Consider the following 16,743-nt stretch of genomic DNA (forward strand, 5'->3'; position numbering starts at 1 on the left):
AGCGCTTCGGGTCGTGCGTGTCCCTGGAGGACGCGTCGCTGGACATCGCCCCGGGCGAGCTGCTCGCCGTGGTGGGCGAGAACGGCGCGGGCAAGTCCAGCCTGATGAACGTGCTCTACGGGCTCTACCACCCGGACACGGGCACGTTCCTGATGGACGGCAAGCCGGTGCGCTTCAAGAGCCCGCGCGACGCCATCGCCCGGGGCATCGGCATGGTGCACCAGCACTTCATGCTCGTGCCCACGCTGACGGTGGCGGAGAACGTGGTGCTGGGCCGCGAGCCCACGAAGCGCGGCCTGCTGGACCTGGACCGCGCCTGTGAAGAGGTGGCCGCCACCGCGAAGCGCTTCGGCTTCCAGCTGGATCCGCGAGCGCGCGTGGACACGCTCACGGTGGGGTCGCAGCAGAAGGTCGAAATCGTCAAGGCGCTGCACCGGGGCGCGCAGGTGCTCATCCTGGACGAGCCCACCGCCGTGCTCACGCCGCAGGAGTCCGACGAGCTGTCACAGGTGATGCGCGGGCTGGTGGCGCAGGGCCGCACGGTGGTGCTCATCAGCCACAAGCTCAAGGAGGTGCTGGGCGTGGCGGACCGCGTGGCGGTGATGCGCCGGGGCCGCACCGTGGCGGAGGTGCGCCCCAGCGAGACCACCGTCTCCGAGCTGGCCTCGCTGATGGTGGGCGAGAGCTCAAAGGGCGCGGCGATGACCGGTGTGCCCGCTGGCGCGTCCGGCGCGCAGGCAGCGGAGACGGGGCCGGTCGTGCTCGAAGCCAGGGACCTGCGGGCCACGGGCGAGAACGGCCGTCCCGCGCTCCAGGGCGTGAGCCTCACCGTGCGCGCGGGAGAAATCGTCGGCATCGCCGGGGTCGACGGCAACGGGCAGCGCGAGCTGGCGGAGGTGCTCACGGGCCTGCGCAGGCTGGACGGCGGCGAGGGAACGTTGCTGGGCGGTCCCCTCGCGGGGCTCACCCCGGCGCTGGCGAAGGCGCGCGGCGTGGGCCACGTCCCCGAGGACCGCCTGGCTCGCGCCGTGGTGAAGGCGATGACGGTGGAGGAGAACGTGGCCCTGGGCCGGCACCGGCAGCCGCCGTTCGCGCGCGGGCCCTGGGTGGACTTCAAGGGCCGCCGCGAGCGGACGAACCAGCTGCTGACCACCTACGACGTGCGCCCGCCCGACCCGACGGTGGCGCTCCAGGCGCTGTCCGGCGGCAATCAGCAGAAGGTCGTGGTGGCACGCGAGCTGGACGCGGCGCCGAAGCTGCTCGTCGTCGTGCAGCCCACGCGCGGGCTGGACATCGGCGCGGTGGCGCAGGTGCACGCGCGCCTGCGCGAGGCGAAGGCCCGGGGTGCGGGAGTGGTGATGGTGTCGCTGGACCTGGAGGAAGTGCTGGCCCTGTCAGACCGCGTCTACGTCCTCTACGAAGGCCGCGTGACGGGGCACTTCACGCGCGAGCACCTGGACGAGCGCGAGCTGGGCCGCCGCATGCTGGGCGCGGAGGGAAGCCATGGGTGAGCGGACGCGGCAGGTGCTGCCGTCGGTGCTCTCCGTGCTGTTGGCGCTCGCGGTGTGCTGGCTGACCATCGCCCTCACGCGCGACGCGGACACCGCCACGCGCGCCTACCTCCAGATGCTCTGGGGCGGCATCGGCAACTGGCCCGCGTTCCTGGACGGCGGCAGCAGCACCGCCGTGCTGCGCCCCCTGGGCGAGGCCGCGATGAAGGCCGCGCTGCTCACGCTCACCGGCCTGTCCGTCGCGGTGGCCTTCAAGGTCGGCCTGTTCAACATCGGCGCGCAGGGGCAGATGATCTGGGGCGCGCTGGCCGCGGCGCTCGTGGGCGCGCACGTGTCCCTGCCCGGCGTGCTCCACGTCCCGCTGGCGCTCCTCGCGGCCGCCGTCGCGGGCGCGGCGTGGGCGAGCATCGCGGGCGTGCTGAAGCTCAAGCGCGGCGTGCACGAGGTCATCTCCACCATCATGCTCAACTGGGTGGCGGTGAGCCTCGTGGACAACTGGCTCGTCATCGGCCCGCTGCGCGCCGTGGCGGAGGGCGCGTCGTCCATCACCGGCACCGCCGAAATCCTCCCCTCCGCGCAGCTGCCCCGGCTCCTGGGCGACGGCTCGCGCCTGAACCTGGGCTTCCCGCTGGCGCTCGCCGCGGCGCTGGGCGTCTGGGTGTGGCTGTCCCGCACGCGCTCCGGCTACGAGACGCGCGCCGTGGGCCTCACCCCGGAGGCGGCCCGGGCCGCGGGCATCCCCACGCTGTGGCGCGCGGGCGGGGCCATGGCGCTCGCGGGCGCGCTGGCGGGCCTGGCGGGCGCGGTGCTGGTGCTGGGCACGGAGGGCCGCTATCCGGGCTCGCTGGGCGCGCCCTACGGCTTCGACGGCATCGCCATCGCGCTCATCGGCAACAACCACCCGCTGGGCGCGGCGCTGTCCGCGGCCGTCTTCGGCATCCTGCGCGCGGGCGGCACGCGCATGCAGCTGCTCGGCGTGCACAAGAGCTTCCCGGAGCTCATCCAGGGCTTCGCGCTGCTCTTCGTCGCCGGCCGCATGGTGTGGCTCGCCCTGCTGGCCCGGCGCCAGAAGCGCGCCCAGGCCCAGGGCCCGGCCCAGGCCGGAGCGGAGGTGCCCCGTGCTTGAGGTGCTCCACTCGCTCCTCTTCTCCACCCTGGACGCGGCCCCCGCCCTGGTGTTCGCCGCGCTGGGCGCCATGCTCTCCGAGCGCGCCGGCGTGGTGAGCGTGGGCGTGGAGGGCATGATGCGCACCGGCGCCTTCTGCGCGGCCGTGGCGGCGCTCGTGATGCCCACGCCGCTCGCGGTGCTCGTGGGCATGGCCGCGGGCGCGGGCATCGCCGCGGTGCACGGCTTCCTGAGCATCCGCTGGCGGTCGGATCAGGTCGTCTCTGGCATGGCCCTCAACCTGGTGGCCATGGCGGGAGGCACCTTCCTCCTGGAGTCGCTCTACGGCCCCAACGGCACGCCCGCCATCACCCAGCTGCCCCGCTGGAACCTCCCGGGCCTGTCCCACGTCCCGCTGCTGGGAGCGCTGTCCGGCCACGCGGCGCCCACGTACCTGGCGCTCACCCTGCCCTTCCTCTTCCACCTGCTCCTGACGCGCACGCCGCTGGGCCTGCGCCTGCGCGCCGTGGGTGACAAGCCGCACGCGGTGGCCACGCTGGGCCTGTCCGTGCCCGCCCTGCGCTGGGGCGCGGTGCTGGGCGGCGGGCTGATGGCGGGCCTGGGCGGCGCGGTGCTGTCCACCGCCGTCCTGGACCGCTTCGAACAGCACACCCCCGCGGGCCTGGGCTTCATGGCCCTGGCCGCCATGGTGTTCGGCCGCTGGACGCCGCTGGGGGCCTTCGCCGCCGCGCTCTTCTTCGCCTTCGGCAACGCGCTGCGAATCGGCCTGGCCTCGAGCGCTCCCTGGCTCCTCGACCTGGTTCCCCAGGGCTTCCTGCTCGCCCTGCCCTACCTGTTGACCCTCCTCGTCCTCGCGCTCCAGGGCCAGCGTGGCCATGCCCCCGCCGCACTGGGCACCGCCTACGAACAGGAATCCCGCTGACCATTTTGAGAGGGCCCGGGTATTCCACGACCCGGGTCGCAATCCACTTTTGGTCAGCTCAGACCCGTCAAATCTGAAGCGGCCACCTGTCCTGATGCGTCTGGTCATTCCCGGGCGAGCCGCCAACCCCCCGACCTTACTGGAGCGTGTTTTTCTGCCTTTCCAGTGTGGGCTGATCTGCCGTTGGGTGAACGTCCGGCATGGCACTGGCAAGGGAGTGCGCCCATGTCGGATTGCGTACCGGACACCGAGCAGGCGCAGCAGGTGGCCCTGTTCGGTGCTGGGACGCGGTCCCCCGGGTTCGAGACACCGCCTTCGGGCGGTGGCGGACCCGGTTTCCAGGCCGGGGTGGCGTGAACATGCAGACGACGGGAACAGGCTCGACGTCACCCCAGCGGCCGCGCGTGATCGCGGTCGGAGTGGAGTCCGGCGGGATTGAGCGGGTGCGCTCCATCCTCACGCCGGCCGGCTACGACGTGCTGCCCGCGAGCGGGACGACGGCCGCGCTGGAGGCGGTGTCCCGCCACTCCGCGGACCTGGTGCTGCTGGACGTGGAACGCGCCCGCACGGTGGGGCTGGCCGCGTACCGGCGCCTTCGCGAGGAGCTGTCCCCGCCGCAGTTCCCCATCCTCATGCTCACGCCTTCCGCGGACCGCCAGACGCGCCGCGAGGTGATGGAGGCAGGTGTGGACGACTTGCTGACGACCGAACCCCTGGACCCGCTGGAGCTGAAGGTGCGCGTCCACACCCTGCTGGAGCTCAAGGCGCACCGCGAGCAGGGCGGCGTCCGGGAAGTGCTTCAGGACCCGCGCACGCGCTGGGTGCGCATGGAGCGCCTGGCGCGCGTGGGCACGCTCGCGGCGGACCTGGCGACGCAGATGGACCAGCTGGGCGTGGGCCTGCAGCGGGCGCTGGAGCACGTGCGCGCCCGCGCGGGCCTGGGGCTGCCGCCGGACTCGGAGGAGCTGCTCAAGCTGGGCGTGGCCGGGGAGCAGATGCGCCTGCACGGCCAGCACCTGCTGTCGCTGGGCCCCAGCTGCCCCAAGGACATCCAGCGCTTCGACCTGCGGGAGGTGGTGCCGGAGGTGGTGTCCCGCCTGCGCGCTTCCGGCCGCCTGGGCCGCGCGGACGTGCGCGCGGTGCTGCCGGAGGACCCCATCGCCGTCATCTTCAACCGCCGTCAGCTGGAGCAGGTGGTGACGGAGCTCGTCTGCAACGCGGTGGACGCCGTGGAGGACGTAAAGGACCGGCCGCGCGTGGTGCACGTGGGCGTGGAGCTGCCGGACATGTTCGGTGAGTTCGGCCCCCAGCTCTTCGTGAAGGACACCGGCATCGGCATCTTCGAGGACGAGCTGCAGGCCATCTTCTCGCCGTACTACACGACCAAGGCCCCGGAGAAGAGCGTGGGCCTGGGCCTCACGGTGGCGCGCACCCTGGTGGAGAGCATGGGCGGCAAGCTGACCGTGAAGAGCCGCGTCAACCTGGGCAGCACCTTCACGGTGGAGCTGCCCGAGCAGACGTCGTCCTGGTAGCCACCGCACGGGCGGGGAAGCACCTCCCCCGCCCGCGTGACGCCGGCTAGAAGCGGTAGGCCACGCCCGCCAGCGCTTCCATCGTGAAGTAGCTGTCGTCGAAGCGCGGGACGATGGAGGGCCCCAGCCGCAGGTTGAAGTTCACGTTCAGGTTGTTGCTGACGAAGTACTCCAGGCCGCCTCCGAAGAGGATGGGGATGACCGGCCCGATGCCCTCGCCGATGTAGACGTTGAACGGTACGTCGATGCCGGCGTTGATCATCAGCGCGCTGCCCACGGGGATGCCCACCACGAACGCCACCGGCAGGGCCATGCCGAAGAGCGTGTTCCCCCGGGGGAAGTAGATGAACGGCCCCGGCTGGAAGGTGATGCCGAAGGCCACCTTGTCCGTCTGGGCGATCATCACGCGCAGCCAGCCCTGGAGCTTGATGCCCGCGTCGGACGCGTCCACCAGGCCCTCACGGCCCCAGTTGAAGCTGAACTTGCCGCCAATATCCACGTTGTCCGAGCCGCCGTGCAGCAGGCCCAGCGACAGGCCCGGGAAGCCGATCTGCGCGCTGAACATGTTGCGGCCCGAGCCGACGGTGTCCGCCGCCAGCAGGGACCAGCCCTGCCCGCGAGCCATCGCGGTACCGGGGACGGCCAGGAGCACGGCCAGGAGGAAACCAGGAATGAAGCGCTTCACGCGGTTCCTTTCTGCGAAGGGACGCGACAGGGGACGCGACCCGTTGGGTTGAGTTGAAGGGTGATTCAGGACTCAGGCTGGCTGGCCACGCTCGCGGGCCAGTGTCAGGAAGGCGTCGATGAGGGCCGCCAGCTTCGCTTCCGCGCGCTGGCGGGCCTGGGGGAGCGGCTCGCCGGGGGCGGGCGTCTCCTTGTGCTCGAAGTAGTACTTGATTTTCGGCTCGGTGCCGGAGGGGCGCAGGGTGACGCGGCCGCCGCCCTCCAGCGCGAAGGCGACGACGTTGGACGGGGGCAGGCCGCCCTCGCCCTTCTGGTAGTCGCGCACGGCGCTCACGCGGGTGCCGCCGATGTGCGCGGGCGGAGACGCGCGGAAGGCCTCCATGATGGCGCGGATGGTCTGCGCACCGGCGGCCCCGGGGAGCGTCACGTTGCGCTGGGCGCCCACGTGCAGGCCGAAGCGGCGCTGGATCTCCTCCAGGTAGCCCAGCACCGTCACGCCGCGGGCCTCGCACCACGCGGCCAGGTCCGCCATCACCAGCGCCGCGCCCACGCCGTCCTTGTCACGCGTGGCGGTGCCCACGGTGTAGCCGAGCGCCTCCTCGTAGCCGAAGACGAACTGCGTGCCTTCCTTCGCGGTGCGCTCCAGCGCGCGGTTGGCGATCCACTTGAAGCCGGTGAGGACCTCGTCGTACGCGGCGTCCAGCCCGCGCGCGATCTCCCCCAGCTGCGTGGAGGACACGATGGTGGTGACGACGTGCGGGCGCGCGCGCTTCGTCCCCTGCGTGAGGACGTAGTGGCCCAGGAGCACGCCCACCTCGTTGCCGGTGAGCAGGCGCAAGCGTCCGGAGGCATCCCGCGCCATCACCGCGAGCCGGTCCGCGTCCGGGTCGTTCGCGAGCACCAGGTCCGCCTTCACGCGCTCCGCGGTGGCGAGCGACAGGTCCATGGCGCCCGGCTCCTCGGGGTTCGGGAAGCGCACCGTGGGGAAGCGGCCGTCGGGCTGCTGCTGCTCGGCCACCGGCGTCACGCGCGGGAAGCCCGCCTCCTTGAGCGCGAGCGCCGCCCACGCGCCGCCCACGCCGTGCATGGCGGTGTAGACGATGGACAGCGTGTCACTGCCCTTGCGGTACAGGCGCAGGTCCAGGATGGCGCGCAGGTACGCGTTGCCCACGTCCTCCGGCAGGTCGCGCCACAGCCCCTTCGCGCGGCCTTCCGCGGGCGTGAGCAGGGGGACTTCGTTGGCGGGCTCCACCTTCGCGATGGCGTCCGCGATGCCCACGTCCTGCGGCGGGACGATCTGCGCGCCGTTGCCCCAGTAGACCTTGTAGCCGTTGTACTCGGGTGGGTTGTGGCTGGCGGTCACCATCACGGCGGCGGCGGCGTTGAGGTGCAGCACGGCGAACGCGGTGACGGGCGTGGGCACCGGCTCCGGGAAGACGTGCGCGGGGATGCCCTCCGCGACGAACACGGCGGCGGTGTCCTCGGCCAGCTCGCGGCTCAGGCGGCGCGCGTCGCGGCCCACCACCACGCCGCGCGTGGTGACGTCCGGCACGGTGGCCTTGAGGTAGCGCGCCAGGCCCGCGGTGGTGCGGCGCACGACGGCGCGGTTCATCCGGTTGGGGCCGGCGCCCAGCACGCCGCGCAGGCCCGCGGTGCCGAACTCCAGGTCCTGCGCGAAGCGGTCCGCCAGGTCCGCCCAGTCCTGCTTCGCGAGCACGTTGGCCAGCTCCGCCTGGGTCTCCGGATCCGGATCCGCCTTGCGCCAGGCCTCCGCCCGCTCCCTGAGTCCGGTCGTGTCCATCGCGCGTTGCCTCGTGGTTGGTTGGAGAAGGGGCTGCTTCAGCCCTTGTAGTCGGTGAGGTGCTTGCGGCGCACCGGCCCCTTGGGGCCATCCTTGTTGTTCTGGCACGCGACGCAGAACTCCGCGTAGGGCATCGCCTTGAGGCGGCCCAGGGGAATCTCGTCGCCGCACTCCTCGCACTCGCCGAAGGAGTCCGGGTCCTCGCGCAGCTTGCCCAGCGCCTTCACCACGCGCGCCAGCGTGCCGTCGGTGTTGCGGTTCCGGCTGGAGGCGATGGTCTGCATCATCTCGTTGAGGGGCTGCTCGTCCTCGTCGCCGCCCACGCGCGCCTCGTCGGTGCGGTTGGGCTCGATGCGCAGGGGCGTCTTCCCGCTCAGCTCCGCGTGGAGCGCGAGCAACTGCTGGAGGAAGTCCTCTCGCTGCTTCGGGGTCACGGTGCGCGTCTCCGGAAAAAAGGGGTCAGTACTGCGCGGTGGAGATCTGCCCGGTGACGATGGCCACGGACGCGGAGGCGCCCAGGCGGTTGGCGCCCGCGCGAAGCAGCTTCACGGCGTCCTCCGCGGAGCGCACGCCACCGGAGGCCTTCACGCCCACCTCGTCCCCCACCACCGCGCGCATGAGCTCGATGTCCTTCACCGTGGCGCCGCCAGGCCCGAAGCCGGTGGACGTCTTCACGAACGCGGCGCCCGCGGCCTTGGACAGCGCGCACGCGACGACCTTCTCCTCGTCCGTGAGGTGGCCCGTCTCCAGGATGACCTTCACGGGCACGGGGTGGCTGGCCTCCACCACCGCGGCGATGTCCTGGTGCACGCGCTGGTAGTCGTGCGCCTTGAGCGCGCCCAGGTTGATGACCATGTCGATTTCATGGGCCCCCGCGCGGATGGCCTCGCGCGCCTCGAAGGCCTTCGCGGACGACAGCGCGGCGCCCAGCGGGAAGCCCACCACGGCGATGGGCACGGCGGAGGAACCGGCCAGCACGCGCGCGGCGGTGGCCACGTGGCAGCTGTTCACGCACACGGTGGCGAAGCCGTACTGGCGCGCCTCTTCCGCCACGCGCACCACGTCCTCGGCGCGCGCCTCGGGCTTGAGCAGCGTGTGGTCGATGTACGGCGCCAGGTCCGTGGCCTTCTGGAGGGTGGCCGGGTCCACGCGCGCGGTGGCGGTCTTCACACCCGGCGGACGCGGGGGCTCGGCGTTCAGCACGGCGGCGGGCGCGGGCGGCACCGCTTCCTGCTGGACCTTCCAGGCGTGCAGACGGTGACGGGCCTGGTCGACCAGCTCTTCCAGGACGGTGAAGAAGGCTTCGGCGTCGGACGGCATGCGGCGCCCCTTAGCCCACTCCCGGCCCTCGGGGAAGCGCTCGCGGGAGGACCGCGCGTCCGGTCAACGCACGGGGTGCCGCGAAGGGGAGCGGGGCTGTAGAGTTCCAACCCGTGAAGGTCTTCGCGCGGCTGCTCGCACTCCTTGTCCTCCTCCTCGCGGCGGTGCCCGGCCACGCGGCGGCTCCGGCCTCCCCGGCCCTCCCCTCCCCCGCGCCGGGCCGGCTCACGGTCTACTTCCTCGACGTGGGCCAGGGGGACGCGGCGCTCATCGTGTCGCCCACGGGCAAGACGGTGCTCATCGACGGGGGGCCTCCGGAGGCCGGCACGCGGCTGGCGGCGCGGCTGCGCGAATTGGTGAAGGGCCCGCTGGACCTGGTCATCCTCACCCACCCGCACCTGGACCACCTGGGCGGGCTGCGCGCGGCGGTGAAGGCGGTGGGCGCGAAGCGCTTCATGGACCCCGGCTTCGACCACCCGAGCGAGGCGTACCGCGACCTGCTGGAGTTCGTGGGCAACGAGGTGGGCCAGGTGATGAGCCCGGAGCCCAACCCGGCCTCGCCCCAGACGCTGCTCACCGTGGGCCTGGGCGAAGGCGTGGCGCTCACCGTGCTCTGGCCGCGCGTGCCCCAGGAGACGTTCCTCGCGGACACGCGCTCGGACGCGAACGCGAACTCCATCGTCGCCAAGCTCACGTACGGGAAGACGGCGTTCCTCTTCACGGGGGACTCGGAGCCGCCCACGGAGGCGGTGCTGCTGCAGAAGCCCGTGGACCTCACGGCCACGGTGCTGAAGGTGGCGCACCACGGCGGCAAGCACTCCTCCACCGCGGCCTTCCTGGAGCGCGTGAAGCCGCAGGCGGCGGTCATCTCCTGCGGCGTGGGCAATGACTACGGCCACCCGAGCCCGGAGGTCCTGGGCCGGCTGCGCGACGTGCGCGCGCGCACCTTCCGCACCGACCAGGACGGCGAGGTGATGGCGGTGAGCGACGGCACGACCGTGACGCTGCGCCCGACGAAGGGCGGGGCCGGGGCCGCGAGCCTGTCCGGCACGCAGCGGGCGGGAGGCCCGGTGGCGCTGGGCCCCATCGAACCCACGCCCCATGGCCGCGCGGGCCGCTCCGTGGAGAAGGAACCGGAGCCGGGCGCGTCCCGGTCCCGGACGCCGGTGGAGTCCACGGCGCCCGCGCCCACGGGTGAGCGCTTCGTGTCACTGAAGGGCAGCAAGGTGTTCCACCGTGAGAGCTGCTCGACCTTGAAGCGTTCGAAGAACGAGCGCACCGTCTACTCCAGCCGCGCCGACGCCCTGCGTGAGCGCCGCCCCGCCGAGGACTGTCATCCATGAAGGCCCGCATCGCGCTGGGAGTGGGGCTGCTGCTCGCCTCCCTGGCCTGTCAGCAGCAGCCGTCCGCGCCTCCCGCGCAGAAGCCCCCGGAGAAGTCGCGCTACTTCGGCGGCGCGCCGGACGGGAAGCTCCACGTGTACTTCTTCGACGTGGGCGCCGGGGATGCCGCGCTCATCGTCACGCCGCGAGGCAACACGGTGCTGGTGGACTCCGGGCCCGCGTCCGCCGAGTCGCACCTGGTGAACCGGCTGCCGGAGCTGCTGCGCCGGGAGCTGGACCTGGTGGTCCTCACGCAGCCGGACCCCAAGCATCACGGCGCGCTGGAGGCGGTGCTCAAGCGCGTGGGCGCGCGGCGGTTGATGGAGCCGCAGCTGCCCGACACGTCGAAGGCCTACGACGCGCTGCTGACGGCCCTGGGGTCGCGAGGGGTGCAGATCTTCTCGCCCGCGCCGTCCTCGTCCGCGCCCAAGGAGCTGGTCCGGCTGACGCTGGAGGACCGGGTGAACCTCACGGTGCTCTGGCCCCGCGCGCCCGCGGAGCCGCTCCTGAAGGGGGCCGCGGACGCGGAGGGGCGCAACGCGGCGAACTCCATCGTGCTGCGCCTGACGTACGACGACACGTCGGTCATCTTCGCGGGCGGCGCGCGCGGTGAGACGGAGGCCCGGCTCCTGGAGCGCGGGCTGCTGTCCTCCGCCACGCTGCTGAAGGTCGGCTCGCCTGGCGTGGAGGGGGCGAACTCGCAGGCGTACCTCGAGGAGGTGCGGCCCCAGGCGGCGGTGCTCAGCGGGGATGACGGCCTGGGGAAGAACCCGAAGGTGAAGGAGCTCCTCGCGCGGCTGCGCGGCGTGGATGCGAAGGCGTTCCGCACGGACGTGAACGGCGAAGTGCACGCGGTGAGCGACGGCAAGCAGTTCGAGCTCTCGCTCCAGCGTCCTTCACCGGGGGAGCCCTCCTCCGCGCGGCGCAGCTTCCCGGGGCTGGATCCGCGCCCCCCGCTGGTGCGGACGGCGAAGCCCGCGCCCGTGGTGAAGCCGCCGCCCACCGAGCCGCCTCCCGCCGTCCGGACGGAGCCCGCGCGAGTCGTCGAAGCGCCGCGAGCCAGCACCGCCCGCGCCGACAACGTGACGGACGTGGATGACCTGCCCACCGCGCGCAGGGGCACGCGGACGGAGGCGCCGGAGAAGGCGGTGCGCTCGTCGGCCAGCACCTCCATGGGCGGCTACCGCGCGAGCAGGCACAAGCCCATCTTCCACAAGGCCACCTGCCGGGCCGTGAAGCTCATCAACCCGGAGAACATGCTCACGTGGAACACGCGTGATGAGGCGCTGAGCTCGGGCCGCAAGCCCGCGGGAGACTGTCACCCGTGACGAAGAAGAAGGCGAAGCCCCGGTCCAGGGCCACGGTGGACCGCATCGAGGACGACGTCGCCGTGCTGGTGGTGGACGGCCAGCAGGTGACCCGCGCCCTGAGCACCCTGCCCTCCGGCGTGCGCGAAGGCGACGTCGTGGACCTGGAGTCGGGCACGGTGGACGCCGAAGCCACCGAGTCCCTGCGCTCCGACGTCCGCGCCGCGAGGGAGCGGGCGATGCGCGGCAAGAAGCCGCCGTCGGGTGACTTCGACCTCTGAGCCGGCCCTCCGGTTCGACGTATCGAGGGCGCAGCCGGTGCCTCCGCCGGATGCGGCGATTCACCTGACCGCTGAGCCGGAGCGTCCCTGCTCGACGTGCCGGGTCATCCGGCCGGAACGGGACGCGGTGGGAGGGCCTGCCCGCCGCGTGACGCGGAAGCAGGCCCACCTCATCCATGGACTCCGGGACTCCGGGACTACGGCGTGGAGCCTTCCGCCGGAGCCGCGGCCTCACCCTCCGCCGCGGCGCCCTGCGGAGGCGCCGCGGGCTCGGCGGCCTCCGGCGCGGGAGCGGCCTGAGGCGGCACCGGAGCCGGGGCCACGGGCGGCGGCGCCTTGCCGGTCACCTTGTTGACCACGTCCGCCAGGGCCGGAGGCAGCATGCCCGCCGCCGACAGGCCGAACAGCGCCACCGCCGGCAGGACGATGAGCAGCAGCAGCACCAGCGCCACCACCTTCAGCGGGCTGCCACGGCGCGCGGGCACCACCGGACGCTTGCGCGCGGCCTTCGAGTCCACCTGGCGCGCGTCCTCTTCCTCCTCGTCGTCGCCGCGGGGGTCCTCGCGCGTCTCGTCCTGACCGGGGTCCTCCTCGTCCGAGGCCTCGCCCCGGTTGCCGGGCAGGTCCAGGTCGGAGAACAGCTCGTTGAGGGGCGCGCCGCTCGCCGCGGGAGCCTCCTCCACGGGCGGTGCCGCCGCGCGGCGCGGGGCGGGCGTGGGCACCGCCGGGGCGGGCGCCTGGCGGTTGTTGCCGAAGAGCGTGCCCTCGTCCTCGTCGCCGTCGCGCTCGAACCCACCGTTGTCGTCCTCGGAGGGACCGGGCTCGTTCTCCGCGTAGAAGGGCTGCTGGGGCTCCGGCTCGCGGCGGGCGGGCGCGGCGCGCGCGGGCGGCGGGGGCGCGACGGCCACGGGCGGCGGCTCCGGCGGCGGCGGGGGCGGTTCCGGCGGCGCGGCGGGCGCGAGCAGCGCGGCCAGCTCCGGGATGTCCGAACCGCGCTTCCAGTCCGGCATGCCCTGGCGCCAGAAGAAGCTGCGCGCGCTGATGGTGCCCGCGGCCATCCACTCGGCCACGGCGGCCTCGTCCAGCGGGCCCTCCTGCTTGTTGCGCACCATCACGAACCACGGGGCCCCGGCCGTCTGGCGGGGAGGCGCGGTGCGCGTGGGCTCATCATCCCAGGGCGTCTGGGGAGCCGACACAGGAGGTCGGGCGAGGGGCGCAGGAGCTGCCGCGGCGGACACCGGTGCTGGGGCGGCCGGAGCGGGCGCGGCGGCGGCACCACCACCCCCCGCCAGCGAACGCTCCTGGGCCCGGATGCGCTCCACGTCGGCGAGCGACACCACGCGGGTGCTCTCCTCCTCGGCGGGCCCTTCCACGGTGATGACGTTCTGGCAGTTCTTGCAACGGACCTTGACCGTCTTGCCGCGGACCTTCTCGTCCGCAATGGAGTACCGCTTCTGGCAATTGTCGCAGGTGAAGTTCAAAGGGGGCGTCCGGCTCTCGGGGGAAACCGGCGGGGATGCTACCGCCAGAAATCTCCCGCGCAAACACACGGTTGACTCTGTTCTTCGGCCCAACTATTCAGCCGCCCTCTGTTTCACTCCAGGCTCTACGAGGGTGGCGCATGCCGGCGAAGGATCTCGGGACCAAGCACACGTGCTTCAAGTGCGGGACGAAGTTCTACGACATGAAGAAGCCGGACCCCATCTGCCCCAAGTGCGGGGCGGATCAGCGGGAGAACGTGGTCGCCAAGCCCGCCGAGGGCCGGCGTGGCCGCCTGGCCGCGGCTCCCAAGGTCATCGAGCCCGAGCCCGAGGAGACGCCCGCCGCCGAGGAGGACGAGGAGAACCTCGACTCCTTCGGGGATGACGAGGACGCCGAGGCCGGCGCCGAGCCCGCCGAGGACGACGACATCTAGGGTCGCACCCAGGCTTGAAGGTTTCAGGGCCCCCCGAGCTGTTCGGGCGGGCCCTTTTGCCGTTTCCCGCCCCCAGGCTCCCAAGCTCCCAGGCTCCAACACGGGCTGGAACGACCCGCCCGGAACGGGGACCCCCTCTCCCAGGGGGCCCGCACCGCTCCGGGACGTCACCTCAGGTGCCGCTCAGACGCTCGTGCGACGACACCAGCGACAGCTCGGTGAGCGCGCTCTGGATCTTCTCGTAGAGGTTGGGCCCCATCTCCTGCATGCCCACCGGGCGGGCGCCCTTGCGGCGGGCATCCAGGGGCAGGCGATCGGCCTGTGCGGACACCGTGGGTTGCTTCCTGGCCTGATGCATGACGAGTCCCCCTCGCGGAAGTGTTCGCTTCCGAGAAAGCAATTTTGCCACCAAGACAGAAGTCTGAACAAGGGGCGTGCTTCCCGGCACTTATACGGAACCCCCGGCCGACGATTTCGTTCCGCCGGCGCCGGACGCGACAGCGGTGTCAGGGGCGCCCTACTTCCCCGGGCCGGCCTGACGCAGTGCTTCCACACCCCAGGTCTGATCGACCTGCACCGTCTCCCCCGCACGGACGGTGACGGTGCGGGAGGTCTCCGGCAGCCGGTCATGCCAGAAGACGAGCGTGTGGGCCCCTTCGGGGACGCGCATCCGGAAGCGGCCGTCCGGGGCGGTGGTGGTGAAGTACGGGTGGTTGAAGGTGCGGACCACCGCGCGCATCCAGGGGTGCACGTCGCAGCGGACCTGGACGGTGCCCGGTTCCGCGGGCAGCGGGCGGCGCAGGGTCATGCCCTCCAGGGGCATGGCGACGTTGAAGACGGAACGGTTCGTCCCGGCCTGGGCGCGCACGTTGTGCACCAGCGGATCGGAGTTGCGCAGCAAGAGCTCCCCGCCGGCCTTCGCCGCGAGCGCGGGAGGTTCGTAGTGGCACTGCTTCTGGTCCAGCACCGGTGGCGGCGCGGGCGTCTCCGGCTCGGGCAGCCCCGCGCCTTCCTGGAGCGAGACGACGGCGTGGGCCAGGGCGCCCTCGCCTCCCACCACGAGCGAGCGGTCCTCCGCCTGGTCGCCGCACACGCTGGCGACGGTGGCGGAGGTCGGCGCGCTGGGGGCCTGGGGAGGGGTCCCGGTGAGCAGCACCCGGCCCTCGATTTCGCCCCACTTCACCGGCCCCGTGGGGCGCGGCGCGACGGCGGCGGGAGGAGGCGTGGCCGCGGGAGCGGGCGGAGGCGGCGATTCGCGGCAGGCCGCGGCGGCGAGGAGGAGCGCGGGGGCCAGGAGGGGGCGGAGGCGGAGGCTGGACACGGGGGCTCGTCTAACGGGTGCGTGAAGCGGATTCAAACGCTCAAGGGGCAGGCGGGGAACACGGGGATGGAGGCCTCCCCATTTACGCGTTGGAACCCCAGCACCCTTGTTGGTACAAGAGCCGAGCCGCACGTCGGTGCGGCCGTGTGGGAGGCAGCAAATTTGCGGGAGAAACTGAAGGCCCTGGCGGAGCTGCAGAAGGTGGACCTCGAGGTCGCCTCGCTCCGGAAGGCGGCGGATGTGCATCCCCGCCAGATTTCCGAGCTGGAGCGGGAGCTGGGGGTCGCGCGCAATGGCATCGAAGCCGAGCGGACACGCGTGGCCGACCTGGAGAAGCAGAAGGCCCTGCTCGAGCAGAACATCACGGACGAGAAGGACAAGGTGAAGAAGTGGGAAGCGCGCCTGTCCGACCAGCGCTCCACGCGTGAGTACTCGGCGCTCGCTCGCGAAATCGACATCGCGAAGAAGGGCATCCTCACCCAGTCCGAGGCGCTCACGGAGAAGGTGAAGGAGCTGGGCCAGGCTCGCGAGGCCATCAAGGGCAAGGAGGCGGACTACGCCACCAAGCAGCAGGGCCTGTCGGGCCGGATGACGGAGCTGCGCGGGAAGCTGGGCGAGTCCGAGTCCCAGGTGAAGCAGCTGGAGGGGCGCCGCGCGGAAGTCGCCGCGAACGTGGATGCCACCCTGCTCCGCCGCTACGAGGTCATCCGCAAGAAGAAGCTGCCCGCGATGGTGGGCGTGGTGGCCGGCACCTGCCAGGGCTGCAACATGAACCTGCCCCCGCAGATGTACAACATGCTGCGCACCTCGCTGGGCACCGACGTGTGCCCCTCGTGCAACCGCATCATCTTCGCCATCGAAGCGCTGCAGGAGCCGAAGGACACCGCCGAGAAGTAGCGGCGGCGCCTCCCTTCGGGCCCCGTCCCCATGCCGACCCCTTCGCTCGTCGACGTCCTCCGTCACATCGCCCGTGAGGAGCCGTTGACGGCGACGGTGCGCGCCTTTCGCGGGCTCACCCGCGAGCACCTGGGCCAGCTGCTGGACGAAGCCGCCGGGCAGCTGGGCGGCGGTCCGCGCGAGGCCGAGGCTTCCGTTTCGGAGCCCGCCCCGCCGGCGCCACCCGGGTCCACCGTTCCCAGCATTGAAGCCGTGGGTCCCACGGCCGCGGGTGGGCTGAACCGCGTGCGCGTCTATTCGGACGGAGCGGCGCGAGGCAATCCGGGCCCCGCCGGCGCGGGAGCGGTGCTGATGAACGCCGAGGGCGCGGTGGTGGCGCGCCTGGGCAAGTTCCTGGGGCACCAGACGAACAACTACGCCGAGTACATGGGCCTGCTCATCGGCCTGCAGCACGCGAAGAGCCTGGGCGCCCGCGAGGTGGAGGTGTTCGCGGACAGCGAGCTGCTCATCCGCCAGCTGGGTGGGAAGTACCAGGTGAAGAGCCCCACGCTGAAGCCCCTGTTCCAGGAAGCGCAGAAGCTGCTCGCCACCTTCGGCAAGGTGAAGCTCGCCCACGTCCCCCGCGCGCAGAACGCGGAAGCGGATGAGATGAGCAACCGCGCCATCGACGAGCGGATGTAGCCCGGAGCACGGGCAGGCCATGGCCTCAAGGGCCATCCTGTTGCATCCGCATCCCGCCTGCGA

Annotated in this window: 17 protein-coding genes; 10 read left to right on the forward strand and 7 right to left on the reverse strand. The window is 72.3% G+C overall.

What is annotated here, in order from left to right; all coding sequences use genetic code 11:
* The first annotated feature begins 17 nt into the window (after positions 1-17).
* The 4 genes from NR792_RS17620 (at position 18) to NR792_RS17635 (ending at position 5,091) form a co-directional block, all read left to right on the forward strand.
* Positions 18-1,511 (forward strand): ABC transporter ATP-binding protein, encoded by a 1,494-nt coding sequence (locus NR792_RS17620; protein WP_375761180.1) that lies wholly within the window; start codon positions 18-20, stop codon positions 1,509-1,511.
* Positions 1,504-2,637, forward strand: a complete 1,134-nt coding sequence (locus NR792_RS17625; RefSeq protein WP_375761181.1) for an ABC transporter permease — start codon at positions 1,504-1,506, stop codon at positions 2,635-2,637. The genes NR792_RS17620 and NR792_RS17625 overlap by 8 nt, the downstream gene beginning before the upstream one ends.
* Positions 2,630-3,559 carry an ABC transporter permease gene (locus NR792_RS17630; protein WP_375761182.1) on the forward strand — a complete coding sequence of 310 codons (930 nt, stop codon included), beginning with the start codon at positions 2,630-2,632 and terminating at the stop codon, positions 3,557-3,559. The genes NR792_RS17625 and NR792_RS17630 overlap by 8 nt, the downstream gene beginning before the upstream one ends.
* A 404-nt stretch (positions 3,560-3,963) precedes the next feature.
* The gene (locus NR792_RS17635; RefSeq protein WP_375761183.1) at positions 3,964-5,091 is read left to right on the forward strand and encodes a sensor histidine kinase; all 1,128 of its coding nucleotides are present in this window, start codon (positions 3,964-3,966) and stop codon (positions 5,089-5,091) included.
* 46 nt (positions 5,092-5,137) lie between these two features.
* Here NR792_RS17635 and NR792_RS17640 read toward each other — a convergent pair whose 3' ends face one another.
* From NR792_RS17640 to deoC, 4 genes are all read right to left on the reverse strand, one after another.
* Positions 5,138-5,776, reverse strand: a complete 639-nt coding sequence (locus NR792_RS17640; RefSeq protein WP_375761184.1) for a hypothetical protein — start codon at positions 5,774-5,776, stop codon at positions 5,138-5,140.
* Positions 5,777-5,848: 72 nt separating this feature from the next.
* Entirely contained in the window at positions 5,849-7,576 is a 1,728-nt protein-coding gene (locus NR792_RS17645) for a phospho-sugar mutase (RefSeq protein ID WP_375761185.1), read from the reverse strand.
* 38 nt (positions 7,577-7,614) lie between these two features.
* Positions 7,615-8,010, reverse strand: a complete 396-nt coding sequence (locus NR792_RS17650; RefSeq protein WP_207048176.1) for a TraR/DksA family transcriptional regulator — start codon at positions 8,008-8,010, stop codon at positions 7,615-7,617.
* 25 nt (positions 8,011-8,035) lie between these two features.
* A complete protein-coding gene (deoC, locus tag NR792_RS17655; protein ID WP_375761186.1) occupies positions 8,036-8,896 on the reverse strand; it encodes a deoxyribose-phosphate aldolase in 861 nt (286 codons plus the stop codon).
* A 113-nt stretch (positions 8,897-9,009) separates the two neighbouring features.
* Here deoC and NR792_RS17660 point away from each other — a divergent pair, with 113 nt between their 5' ends.
* Genes NR792_RS17660 through NR792_RS17670 form a run of 3 tightly spaced genes read left to right on the forward strand, consistent with a single transcriptional unit; the run spans position 9,010 to position 11,866 of the window.
* Positions 9,010-10,239, forward strand: a complete 1,230-nt coding sequence (locus tag NR792_RS17660) for a ComEC/Rec2 family competence protein (RefSeq protein ID WP_375761187.1) — start codon at positions 9,010-9,012, stop codon at positions 10,237-10,239.
* Entirely contained in the window at positions 10,236-11,606 is a 1,371-nt protein-coding gene (locus NR792_RS17665; RefSeq protein WP_375761188.1) for a ComEC/Rec2 family competence protein, read from the forward strand. Before NR792_RS17660 ends, NR792_RS17665 begins: the two co-directional genes overlap by 4 nt.
* The gene (locus tag NR792_RS17670; RefSeq protein WP_375761189.1) at positions 11,603-11,866 is read left to right on the forward strand and encodes a DUF3006 domain-containing protein; all 264 of its coding nucleotides are present in this window, start codon (positions 11,603-11,605) and stop codon (positions 11,864-11,866) included. Before NR792_RS17665 ends, NR792_RS17670 begins: the two co-directional genes overlap by 4 nt.
* 197 nt (positions 11,867-12,063) lie before the next feature.
* Here the strand turns inward: NR792_RS17670 and NR792_RS17675 are convergent, their stop codons facing one another.
* On the reverse strand, positions 12,064-13,347 hold the full coding sequence (locus NR792_RS17675) for a GYF domain-containing protein (RefSeq protein WP_375761190.1): 1,284 nt from the start codon (positions 13,345-13,347) through the stop codon (positions 12,064-12,066).
* A 140-nt stretch (positions 13,348-13,487) separates the two neighbouring features.
* On the opposite strand from NR792_RS17675, the gene NR792_RS17680 reads away from it, so the two are divergent.
* Entirely contained in the window at positions 13,488-13,781 is a 294-nt protein-coding gene (locus NR792_RS17680; RefSeq protein WP_207048170.1) for a TIGR02300 family protein, read from the forward strand.
* Positions 13,782-13,953: 172 nt separating this feature from the next.
* Here the strand turns inward: NR792_RS17680 and NR792_RS17685 are convergent, their stop codons facing one another.
* Both NR792_RS17685 and NR792_RS17690 read right to left on the reverse strand, forming a co-directional pair.
* Positions 13,954-14,112 (reverse strand): hypothetical protein, encoded by a 159-nt coding sequence (locus NR792_RS17685; RefSeq protein ID WP_375761191.1) that lies wholly within the window; start codon positions 14,110-14,112, stop codon positions 13,954-13,956.
* Between the two features lie 186 nt (positions 14,113-14,298).
* A complete protein-coding gene (locus tag NR792_RS17690) occupies positions 14,299-15,102 on the reverse strand; it encodes a carboxypeptidase regulatory-like domain-containing protein (protein ID WP_375761192.1) in 804 nt (267 codons plus the stop codon).
* A 162-nt stretch (positions 15,103-15,264) separates the two neighbouring features.
* Here NR792_RS17690 and NR792_RS17695 point away from each other — a divergent pair, with 162 nt between their 5' ends.
* Entirely contained in the window at positions 15,265-15,999 is a 735-nt protein-coding gene (locus tag NR792_RS17695) for a zinc ribbon domain-containing protein (protein ID WP_375761193.1), read from the forward strand.
* Positions 16,000-16,029: 30 nt separating this feature from the next.
* Positions 16,030-16,680, forward strand: a complete 651-nt coding sequence (locus tag NR792_RS17700; RefSeq protein WP_375761194.1) for a ribonuclease HI family protein — start codon at positions 16,030-16,032, stop codon at positions 16,678-16,680.
* Positions 16,681-16,743 lie beyond the last annotated feature (63 nt).

Source organism: Corallococcus exercitus, assembly GCF_042231735.1.
Taxonomy (GTDB): domain Bacteria; phylum Myxococcota; class Myxococcia; order Myxococcales; family Myxococcaceae; genus Corallococcus; species Corallococcus exercitus_B.